At 64.1% G+C, this 8,225-nt stretch carries 10 protein-coding genes and 2 pseudogenes; 7 read left to right on the top strand and 5 right to left on the bottom strand.

Annotated elements, in window-relative coordinates; genetic code table 11:
- On the top strand, positions 1–1,073 hold a 1,073-nt coding region (locus Q8M88_RS10270; RefSeq protein ID WP_305597048.1), incomplete at its 5' end, for a hypothetical protein.
- Here Q8M88_RS10270 and Q8M88_RS10265 read toward each other — a convergent pair.
- The 4 genes from Q8M88_RS10265 to Q8M88_RS10250 are packed head-to-tail and all read right to left on the bottom strand — an operon-like array spanning position 997 to position 3,569.
- Positions 997–2,601 carry a recombinase family protein gene (locus tag Q8M88_RS10265; RefSeq protein ID WP_305597046.1) on the bottom strand — a complete coding sequence of 535 codons (1,605 nt, stop codon included), beginning with the start codon at positions 2,599–2,601 and terminating at the stop codon, positions 997–999. The two genes, Q8M88_RS10270 and Q8M88_RS10265, sit on opposite strands and share 77 nt — an antisense overlap.
- Entirely contained in the window at positions 2,601–3,008 is a 408-nt protein-coding gene (locus Q8M88_RS10260) for a DUF2924 domain-containing protein (RefSeq protein WP_305597044.1), read from the bottom strand. Before Q8M88_RS10260 ends, Q8M88_RS10265 begins: the two co-directional genes overlap by 1 nt.
- The gene (locus tag Q8M88_RS10255) at positions 3,005–3,223 is read right to left on the bottom strand and encodes a hypothetical protein (RefSeq protein ID WP_305597042.1); all 219 of its coding nucleotides are present in this window, start codon (positions 3,221–3,223) and stop codon (positions 3,005–3,007) included. Before Q8M88_RS10255 ends, Q8M88_RS10260 begins: the two co-directional genes overlap by 4 nt.
- Positions 3,216–3,569 (bottom strand): DUF3489 domain-containing protein, encoded by a 354-nt coding sequence (locus Q8M88_RS10250; RefSeq protein ID WP_305597040.1) that lies wholly within the window; start codon positions 3,567–3,569, stop codon positions 3,216–3,218. The genes Q8M88_RS10255 and Q8M88_RS10250 overlap by 8 nt, the downstream gene beginning before the upstream one ends.
- Positions 3,570–3,882: 313 nt before the next feature.
- Here Q8M88_RS10250 and Q8M88_RS10245 point away from each other — a divergent pair, with 313 nt between their 5' ends.
- From Q8M88_RS10245 to Q8M88_RS10225, 6 genes and pseudogenes are all read left to right on the top strand, one after another.
- Positions 3,883–4,062 (top strand): helix-turn-helix domain-containing protein, encoded by a 180-nt coding sequence (locus Q8M88_RS10245; RefSeq protein ID WP_305597038.1) that lies wholly within the window; start codon positions 3,883–3,885, stop codon positions 4,060–4,062.
- Between the two features lie 22 nt (positions 4,063–4,084).
- Positions 4,085–4,261, top strand: coding sequence for a GIY-YIG nuclease family protein (locus Q8M88_RS10240; RefSeq protein WP_305597036.1), 177 nt, complete (start codon positions 4,085–4,087; stop codon positions 4,259–4,261).
- Positions 4,257–4,301, top strand: a pseudogene (locus tag Q8M88_RS17715) (hypothetical protein); the annotation flags it as partial. The gene Q8M88_RS10240 and the pseudogene Q8M88_RS17715, both read left to right, overlap by 5 nt.
- Before the next feature lie 324 nt (positions 4,302–4,625).
- Positions 4,626–5,312: pseudogene (locus Q8M88_RS17710) on the top strand (IS6 family transposase); the annotation flags it as partial.
- 124 nt (positions 5,313–5,436) lie between these two features.
- The gene (locus tag Q8M88_RS10230) at positions 5,437–5,559 is read left to right on the top strand and encodes a hypothetical protein (RefSeq protein WP_305597032.1); all 123 of its coding nucleotides are present in this window, start codon (positions 5,437–5,439) and stop codon (positions 5,557–5,559) included.
- Between the two features lie 521 nt (positions 5,560–6,080).
- Positions 6,081–6,335, top strand: coding sequence for a hypothetical protein (locus tag Q8M88_RS10225; protein WP_305597030.1), 255 nt, complete (start codon positions 6,081–6,083; stop codon positions 6,333–6,335).
- A 14-nt stretch (positions 6,336–6,349) separates the two neighbouring features.
- On the opposite strand, the gene Q8M88_RS10220 is transcribed toward Q8M88_RS10225, so the two are convergent.
- The coding region (locus Q8M88_RS10220) for an FAD-dependent oxidoreductase (RefSeq protein ID WP_305597028.1) at positions 6,350–8,225 on the bottom strand (1,876 nt) is incomplete at its 5' end.

The raw sequence follows: 8,225 nt of genomic DNA, 5'->3' as shown, positions 1-8,225 counted from the left end.
GCTATTCCATTGAGCAAAGTCTTCTTTCCGCTAGACCAACGCATAATATTGGCGCGACTCCGGATGTGTTGAAAATCGCATTTAGAGAACTTAAGTTCGGGAAGCGAGCTTATTTTGTGCACCACCCGGGAGGTGAACACCGTTTCTCGCATATCTACCTAATTGGTGAGAATTTGATCTCGGGATTTCGGATCGGGCGTCCCTACGGTTCGAACAGCGGCAGAGACGATCGGCGATCCGCAAACGTGAAGCGTCTCGTCGCGAGGCTCTTGGGATTAGACACCATCAGGCCAGCGTCCGGCGCGCGTAAGCAGCGGATCATCGAAGCCCTACTTGAGAGTTGCGCACTCGAGGACCTGCCGCCCGAGGTTCAGGAGCTGATTGCTCAGCATAGACCTCGTCGACCCTACGAGCATGCACTGGTGAACGCGGAGCGGCGGATACCCGAAGCGGCCGAAATGACCATGGCGGCCGCGATCGGCCGGCAACGACTAGGCGGCTATCGGTACGTTTCCCCATCATCGGTTTACACCATCCTCGCCCACGCTGTGAGCCAAGGAGAAGTTGCCGAAGGAGATTCCAAGCGACAAATCTCGCAAGCGCCGATCGCGCTCGCCGAGCAATTCGGCTCCCTGGACGCGCGCGCGCTCACTCGATTGTGGAAGGGGGAGCCCGGGAGTTGGGAGCGCGCTCTGCGCTACCCGGGCCCTGACACAGAAAACACTCTGTGGTTCATGCACGCCGACTTCCGGGACCCGCTAGCCGCGCGATTGTGGGTCCAGAAGCGAGTGGGCGAATGGCATGGCGAGGCGGCGGGCCCCGTACGGGTGATCCGTCTCGTTCAGTCCGAACGCGCAAAAGGACGTTGGTATTTGGAATGCCCAGTCCTCGGCCTGCGCTGCGACATCCTCTATTTGCGCGATGATCGTTTCGCTAGCCGCCAAGCCCAGCGCCTACTGCATTCATCCCAACGCGCGAGGCGACAAAGCGAACCGGTCACAGACTTTGCAGCCATCTCCGCTGAGCTGGCCAGTCTAGAGGAACATCACCGTCTAGCATCTGTTTCAGGGTGACGCCGGCCGACACCCGTCCAGCTAGGATGTCATGCTGGATATCCGGCGCGAGGTAGGCCAGGCGTAGGAGACGCGTTTCGTAGGTCGTCGTCGGCGCGATCGTCAGCTGAGTGCTCCGGCCAAACGGCCCCGCATGAAGCCGTTCCAAAACCCGATGAGCCTCGCGCAAGCCTCGGATCAACGCCACGTTGGGTTTGGATGCATGACGCGCCGCCTCCCCCTTCGAGAGCCAAGTGCGCCCACCCCTAAACCTCAATTGCATCGGCAAGCTGACCCTTACGCCCTCGCCGTCGGGATCCAGAACGGCGCGCTCACCAGCACTGAGGCGCGCCTGCAGCGCATCCACCGCCAGCTCAGGATGATCGCGCCCAAATAGCCGACGCACCGACAGCACGATGTGCACCCCTTCGGGCCTGACCTCGACCCTGTGCAGCCAAGGGGCCAGATCGCGCTCAGGGACAGGGCGATCGGCGATGCGACCGACCTCAGCCAGCACGAAGCTCTCTAGTGGCTCAGCAGCGATCCTAATCGGCGTGCCTGAAGCCCCGACTGATCGAAGGTAGTAGCGATAGGTTCGACCGCCGCGCCCGCGGCTGAACGTTGGCGTGTATGGCGAGCCGCTAGCGTCGAAGATTAGCCCGCGCAGCGTCCCGCCCTTGGCATCGGCGCGCGTGCTCCGGTCCGTTCGGTTTTCCGCGATCTGCGCCTGCACCGCCGCGAACAGCTCTTCGTCGACGATCGCGGGATGTAGTCCCGGGTGAGCCTGGTCCTTGTGCATGATCTCACCGCGATAATGGCGGTTCTGCAGGAGGTAGTAGAGGGCTCCTCGCTCGAACACCGCCCCGCCAACCTGCTTTCCGGCGCGCGTCGTCCAGGCCTTGGATCGGACGCCCTGGGCGCGGAGTTCGGTGGCCAGGGCGTAGACCGAACGAAGTTCGAGATAGCGGCGGAAGATCATCCGCACGATCTCGGCTTCAGCCGGATTGACGATGAGGACGTGGTCTTTGGCGTCGTAGCCCAGCGGCAGAACACCGCCCATCCAGAGCCCCTTGGCCTTGGACTGAGCGATCTTATCGCGGATCCGCTCGCCGGTGACCTCTCGCTCGAACTGCGCAAACGACAGCAGCACATTGAGCGTCAATCGACCCATCGAGGTGGTGGTGTTGAAGGCTTGGGTGATCGAGACGAAGGCGCACCCGGCACGGTCCAGCACGTCGACGATCTTGGCGAAGTCGCTCAGCGAGCGCGTAAGCCGATCGACCTTGTAGACCACCACCGTATCAACCAGGCCGCGCTCCACGTCATCAAGCAGCCGGCGCAAGGCGGGCCGCTCGATGTTGCCCCCCGAGAAGCCGCCGTCGTCGTATTCACCGCGGACCAGGGTCCACCCCTCGCCGACCTGCGAGCTGATGTAGGCCTCGCAGGCTTCGCGCTGGGCGTGGAGGCTGTTGAACCCCTGCTCAAGCCCTTCTTCAGAGCTCTTGCGCGTGTAGATCGCGCAGCGGAGCTTGTCTGGACGCTGGCCCATCAGGCCGCCTGCCGCAGGCCGAAGAACCGCGGTCCGTTCCAGCGCACGCCGGTGATCTGGCGCGCAACGGCCGACAGGCTCTCGTAGACCCGGCCCTCGTAGAGCACGCCCTTTTCCACCACCTCGATCTCGTGGCGCACGCCGCGCCATTCTCGGGCCGCCTTGGTCCCCGATTGCAGCGCGGGCCGGGTGGGCTCCGATTGACGAAGCGCGCGCTGCAGCTGCCCGTCCGCGCCGCCCATGGCGGCCAACTGGATCTTCCAGGCCAGCATACGGCGCAGAAGATCCACCGATCTCAGCGGGGGTGGATCGCCGTAACGCTCCGCCCAGACCGCGCGCAGCTCGACAAGCCCCATGCGGGACAGCGACCGCACCAGCTCCAACTGACGTTCGGAGGTTGAGCTCATCGCTGCACCGTGGGTCCGGAGCGGCGCGCCAACACCCCTATCGCGGCGCCTAGGATGGCGATGTCGCCCCCGATCCTCTCGATCTCCTGGGTCTGCCCGGCGTAGTCACTGTCGCAAAGCCCGGCGATGATCACCGGCTTCACTCCAGAGAAGATCTCGGCGATGGCGACGGACAGCAGCGCCGTGGCGTCCCGCGCTAGCGTGTGATCAACCATGGTCAACCTCTGCAGCAACCGAGGCGACGCCTGCAGCGCGGCGACGGGTGGCGCGCTTCGCTGGTTCGGGCTCCGACGTGACATCCGCCGTTGGATCAACGATGCGGTAGATCCTCGGCCCCTCGCCTTTCTCGGAGACGATGTTCAGTCCTCGGGCTTTCTTCAAGGCGCCCGCCAATGCCCCCCGCACCGAATGCTGCTGCCAGCCCGTCGCCGTCATCATGGCGGACAGGTCTGCGCCCTCAGGGCGGCGAAGCAGCGCGATAATCAATCCAAGTTTGCCGCCGGTGGGTCGGTCGCCATCAGGGCGCGGTTCATCCGCCAAGCGCGCTGAGTTTTTGGTCATGGGATCTTCTCCGCGGGAGCGCCAGCCGCTCCCACGAGCCGAAGGCCAGCGGAGACGCGGCTCCGCCGGCTGGCGTCTCAAACCCCCTCAGCGGAGGCCCTGAAGTAGGATGACAAATGCTCGCGGCCGCGCAGCAGTCCAGCACATTCGCGATGCACATCGCGACTTCCGCATGTAGTTTAAGAGTCTCGCCCAAAGTGGACCGACATGCGCGACCGGATCGGACTTCGTATTCAGATGATACTCATCGGCTGTAGCCTCATTGGCTGCATGATCGCTCCTTTCGCCGATGGAGATCCGTCGGCGCGTCGGCATGAACGTGAAGCTCGCGCGCCAGGAAAAAGGCTGGTCGCAGGAAGAGTTGGCGCATCAAGCCGAACTGCATCGGACCTACATCTCCGGCGTCGAGCGCGGCGTGCGCAATCCGACCGTCACCGTACTGGAGAAGATCGCCATCGCGCTGGGCTTGGGTCCCGGGCGGCTGCTGGACTGAACCATGCCGCACGGTCGGCGGCATGACCGAAGGCTTCGTTTACGTACTCACCAACGCCGCCATGCCCGGCTACATCAAGATCGGTCTGACGCAGCGTGACGAGGTGACGGACCGGATCCGGCAGCTCGACAACACCTCCACGCCCCCTGCCCTTCGAGTGCTACTTCGCCGCCCGCGTTCCCGACTGCGCCAGACTTGAGCGCACACTGCACTTCGTCTTCGGCGAAAAGCGCACGCGCCTGAACCGGGAGTTCTTCACCGCCGACCCGGATTTGGTGAAGGCGATCATCGAGCTCGTGGCCATTCAGGAGCAGCCGCTGTCGGACGCTGAACAGGACATCTCACCAGAGCAGCGCGACGCCATCGAGGCGACGGAGAGGGCTAAAACCGAGCGGCTCAGCCTCGAGCGACTTGGTCTGAAACCTGGAACGGTGCTCACCTTCACCAAAGATCCAACGATCACCTGCACGGTGGCTGGCCCCAAGACTGTGCTGTTCAAGGGTGTCGAGGGCTCTGTCAGCGCAAACTTGCCGGAGCCAGCAATGCACCCTACGGGCAGGCTTATGGCTAAGTCCGAGAACCCCTTTCGCTGGTTTGACTCCTCGCCTGCGGTGATCCAGCTCGTGGTGATGCTCTACGTCCGCTACCCGCTGTCGCTGCGGAATGTGGAGGACCTCGCTTTCGAGCGCGGCATCGACGTCTGCCACGAGACGGTGAGGAAATGGGTGAACCGGCTAGGACCGATGTTTGCCGCGAAGATCCGCAAACGACGCGTTCATGCGATGCGCCAGCACACGCACTGGCGATGGCATCTCGACGAGGTCTACGTCCGCGTACAGGGTGAGATGCGCTATCTCTGGCGGGCCGTCGATCACGAGGGCGAAGTGCTGGAGTCCTTCGTCACCAAGACGCGTGACAAGGCCGCAGCACTGAAATTCATGAAGAAGCTCATGAAGCGACATGGCTGCGCAAAGGCTATCACGACCGACGGCTTGCGATCCTACAAGGCTGCCATGAAGGAGCTCAACGTCGCCGATCGCCAGGAGGTCGGGCGATGGGCCAACAACCGGGCTGAGAATTCGCATCAGCCGTTCCGACGACGAGAGCGGGTCATGCTCCGCTTCAGGCGGATGAAGACGCTGCAACAGTTCGTCTCAACCCACGCCGCCTTCCACAACCACTTCAACCAGGAGCGCAACCTCGTCAGCCGGGAGATCTATCGAGAGCGACGCTCGGCCGCCCTGGCCGAGTGCAAACCCTCGCGACCTAAGCCGCGACGCCCCTGCCCCCACCGCGCAAACTGGAGACAAGTTCTCGTTGGACTGACAGCACCCAGCTGAGGATTACCGAACGCGCGCCGACGAAGCCCTGAGGATGGCTGACCTCTCGTTCAGCTACGATCTAATGCTGAGGTTCGAACGCCTGGCCCGCGACTGGATGACCCTGGCGCAAGCGGCCGCCGTCGACCATCGAACCCAACGCACCGGACGAGGCTGATCGGATCGGCAAGCTGGTGGTCGACTGACCGCCGCCGAAGCGCTCCTGGTGGCGTCGCGCCGAGCGCAACACGATCGCTATCCTCTCGATCTCAGAGGAAGGCCACTTCGTCCCCCTTATGCCGGATTGGACGGACCTAGTGCTGACCTAGACCAGTTGCAGTTGCTGCCGACTTGGCGCGCGCGCCTCGCGGAATGGCGTGGCGTCTGCTGCGTCTGATGGCTTGTCACATTTGCTGTCAGCACAATGATTGGCGTCGGCGGCGATTTCCCGTCAGCGTCCAGGGTGCGGACCACGCGGGCGGCATCAAGGCCGTTCATCTCAGGCATCTGGGCGTTCATAGGAGTGCCGTCGAAGCCCTGCGCGCGATACGTGGCAAGCGATTGGACGGGCTCTGTCATCCCAAACCGAACCGGGCCTTGGCAAATAATTGTTCCGTATTTACTATCGGATTTCAAGATTTCCGCTACGAGAATACATTACGCGCTCTCGATATTTGTTAATTCCCTTCGACTCTCCACATGAAGGGGGCACGGATCGCCGACCTGGAGGCGCGAGGGATCGCCGCTGTCATCCCGCCCAAACGCAACCGCAAGGTCCAGCCCACCATCGACGGCCACCTCTACGCCCTGCGAAATCTGGTCGAGCGATGCTCCTCAAAGCTCAAGCACAGCAGACTGGCCACTCGATACGACAAGACCGCCGACAGCTACATCTGCTTCGTCCTCGTCGCCTCAACCCGTCTGTGGGTCCGGCACTTCGTCAACAGAACCTAGGCTTCCGCCTCGGCCTAGATCCGCCTGGCCGCGTCGTAGGCTCCGGCGATGTTGGCGAAGATGGTTCCGGCGATCTCGGAGGCGGTGACGTCCTTGGCGTCGCCGACGAAGATCGTCTCGGCGCCGACCGCCTCGGCCAGCTCTCCCACGCCGCGGTTGGAGCGGCGGTCGCTGGCGAACACGATGGTGTCCACGTCCGGCAACATCTCGCGGCCGGCGTCGGTGACCAGCCAGACATCGTCGTTGCCGCCAACCTCGATGTCGTGGACGTTCTTCACCCGTCGCACCTTCTTGGCGTTCTGGCGGTTCAGCAGGTACCAGCGGTCGTGCGCCGCCAGCTTCTCGCCAAAGTGGTCATGCGCCTCGGCCACGGTGACGGTACGACCGCCCTCCGACAGGTAGTCGGCGGCCAGCATGCCGTTCTGGTCGCCGCCGATCACCAGGATGTTCTGGCCCACCGGAAGCTGCTGCTCCAGCAGGTCGTCCAGCATCATGATCTCGATGTTGGCGGCCTTCATGACGATGCTCATCAGGTTCTGCGGCACCTCAGGAGAACTGCCGGTGGCGACGAACACCACCTCCGGCGCCAACTCCTTCATCAGCGCCTCGTCCACGGTGGTGTTCAGCCGCACCTCGACCCCCAGCTTGGCGAGCTGACGGCCATACCAGGGCAGCACGTCGCCGATCTCGGTGCGGCCCGGGATCATCCGGGCGAACACCAACTGGCCGCCCAGCGCCGCGCGGCTCTCGCAGAGCGTGACCTTGTGGCCGGAGAAGGCGCTGCGTCTGGCCGCCTCCATGCCGGCCAGTCCGCCGCCGACCACCAGCACCCGCTTGGGGTTGTCCTTGGCGGTTCCTTCGATGTCGATCAGGTCCAGCTCGCGGCCCATGCGCGGGTTGACCACGCAGCTCGCCGCGCGCCCGCGCACCACATGCTCGTCGGCGCAGCCGCGGCAGTCGGCCAGGCAGGGACGGATCTCGTCCAACTCGCCGCGCTTGGTCTTGCCGAAAATGTCGCTGTCGGCGATCGACGGGCGGCCCATGCAGACGAAGTCGGCCTTGCCCTCGACCACCAGGTCGCGGGCCATGATCGGATCCTTGATCCGCCCGATGGTGCCCACCGGGATGCTCACGGTCGGCTTCACGGCTTCCGCCAGGAAGGCGTAGCAGCCCTGCGGCTCGTACATCGGCGGGATGGTCAGCTTCGGCGAGCCCACCAGCCCTGCGGTGACGGTGATGTAGTCGGCGCCCGCGGCCTCGGCCAGCGGCGCAAGCCGGCAGCTGTCGGCCAGCGTCCAGCCCTCTTCGCCCAGGAAGTCGTCGCCGTTGTATTTCAGGCCGACGCCGATGCGGTGACCGACCGCCTTCTTCACCGCCGCCACGATGCCCAGGATGAATCGGGTGCGGTTCTCGAAGGAGCCGCCCCATTCATCCGTCCGGCGGTTGAACAGCGGCGTCATGAAGTTGGAGATCAGATAGCCGTGGCCCGCGTGGATCTCGACGAAATCGAAGCCGCACTCGGCGACCCGCACGGCGGCGTCGGCGTAATACTGGATGATCCCCGGGATCTCGTCGGCTTCCAGCGCCCGATTGGGTTGGCTCCGGTAGCGGCCGGTCTTGTCGCCCTGCACCACGCGCACGTTCGACGGCAGGCCGGACGGCGACAACAAGGTCCCGCCCCCAGTGCCTTCCGAGCCGCCGCCGTTCCATAGCTGAATGCCGAATTTGGTGTCGTACTGGTGCACCGCATCCACCAGCTTGCGCATCGAGGGAATGACTTCATCGGAGAACAGGCCGAACCTTGTGCGCACCGGTTCGCCTGGCGCGGGCGGGATCACCTGATTGGCCCCGATCGCCATCATCCCCGGCTCGCCCCTGGCGCGCTCGACG

It is taken from the genome of Phenylobacterium sp. (assembly GCF_030693805.1).
GTDB lineage: Bacteria > Pseudomonadota > Alphaproteobacteria > Caulobacterales > Caulobacteraceae > Phenylobacterium.
The sequence above is the reverse complement of the archived record's forward strand: the minus strand, read 5'-3'. Positions and strand labels throughout refer to the sequence as shown.

Bases quoted from the DNA above. Each gene is read 5' to 3' on its own strand.
- Q8M88_RS10265 (WP_305597046.1), bottom strand. From the start codon at position 2,601: ATGGGCCAGCGTCCAGACAAGCTCCGCTGCGCGATCTACACGCGCAAG.
- Q8M88_RS10260 (WP_305597044.1), bottom strand. From the start codon at position 3,008: ATGAGCTCAACCTCCGAACGTCAGTTGGAGCTGGTGCGGTCGCTGTCC.
- Q8M88_RS10255 (WP_305597042.1), bottom strand. From the start codon at position 3,223: ATGGTTGATCACACGCTAGCGCGGGACGCCACGGCGCTGCTGTCCGTC.
- Q8M88_RS10250 (WP_305597040.1), bottom strand. From the start codon at position 3,569: ATGACCAAAAACTCAGCGCGCTTGGCGGATGAACCGCGCCCTGATGGC.
- Q8M88_RS10245 (WP_305597038.1), top strand. From the start codon at position 3,883: ATGAACGTGAAGCTCGCGCGCCAGGAAAAAGGCTGGTCGCAGGAAGAG.
- Q8M88_RS10240 (WP_305597036.1), top strand. From the start codon at position 4,085: ATGACCGAAGGCTTCGTTTACGTACTCACCAACGCCGCCATGCCCGGC.
- Q8M88_RS10230 (WP_305597032.1), top strand. From the start codon at position 5,437: ATGGCTGACCTCTCGTTCAGCTACGATCTAATGCTGAGGTTCGAACGC.
- Q8M88_RS10225 (WP_305597030.1), top strand. From the start codon at position 6,081: ATGAAGGGGGCACGGATCGCCGACCTGGAGGCGCGAGGGATCGCCGCT.